General features: G+C 65.2%; 2 protein-coding genes. Both read left to right on the top strand.

The genetic code is table 11. The features are described from left to right. Nucleotides 1-8 precede the first annotated feature (8 nt). Nucleotides 9-149 carry a hypothetical protein gene (locus E1292_RS56305; RefSeq protein WP_439331968.1) on the top strand — a complete coding sequence of 47 codons (141 nt, stop codon included), beginning with the start codon at nucleotides 9-11 and terminating at the stop codon, nucleotides 147-149. A 347-nt stretch (nucleotides 150-496) separates the two neighbouring features. Next, nucleotides 497-625 carry a hypothetical protein gene (locus tag E1292_RS55360; RefSeq protein WP_281284170.1) on the top strand — a complete coding sequence of 43 codons (129 nt, stop codon included), beginning with the start codon at nucleotides 497-499 and terminating at the stop codon, nucleotides 623-625. Nucleotides 626-768 lie beyond the last annotated feature (143 nt).

Below are 768 nucleotides of genomic sequence, written 5' to 3'. Positions count from 1 at the left end.
CGGTCGGTGTGGTGGTGCTCATGATCGGCGCGATGGTCACGCACCTGCGCCGTGGCGAGGTCATGCCGGCCGCGGGGAACCTGCTCTATCTCGCCCTGGCCGCCTTCGTGGCGTGGGGCCGCTTCGGTCCCGAGTCCTTCATCGGCTGACCGGGGTGCAGCGAGGGCTGAACGTCGACATCGTGGACGAGGACGTCGTGGGGATGACCGCAAGGCAGCCGAATGGTCACCGGCCTCCGCCGGCCGGAGCCGAGCGACCGGCACATCGGCGGGCGTCAGTCAGAGGGCGATACTGGATCAGATCCGTTCTGGCCGATGTGCGGGATCCACGCACCGGCCGGCCCTCGGAGAGCATCCGAGTCGACGTCGCCCCCGTTCACCATCATGGTCAGGACCGTACGAACCATGGCGGAAGTGATCTACAACCGGAACATCTCGCATCAGTGCGGGACCGGCAACGGCCTTTTGGACACGCAGCCCCAATGAAGAGAAGGTTCATGGACGTAACCAACAACGGTGATCGCCTGGTTCTGGTGGTCGGGCTGGGCATCAACGGGATCGCGGCAGCTCTGCGGCTGCGGCAGATCGGCTGGACGCCGGTCATCTTCCAGCGGGCAGCCAGATAGCTCCCACCAGGCCAATGCGAGTTGAGAAGGATTCCATGCCGGTGTCAACGGATGAGGAAGACGCTGTCGGTTACCGGCCGTTGTTGTTCTCCATCGCCTACGGGATGACCGGGTCCGTGGGCGACGCCGAGGACATCGTGCAG

This window comes from Nonomuraea deserti (assembly GCF_004348685.1).
Classification (GTDB): Bacteria; Actinomycetota; Actinomycetes; order Streptosporangiales; family Streptosporangiaceae; genus Nonomuraea; species Nonomuraea deserti.
Note: the sequence above shows the minus strand (reverse complement) of the source record. Positions and strands in the feature narration are given on the sequence as shown.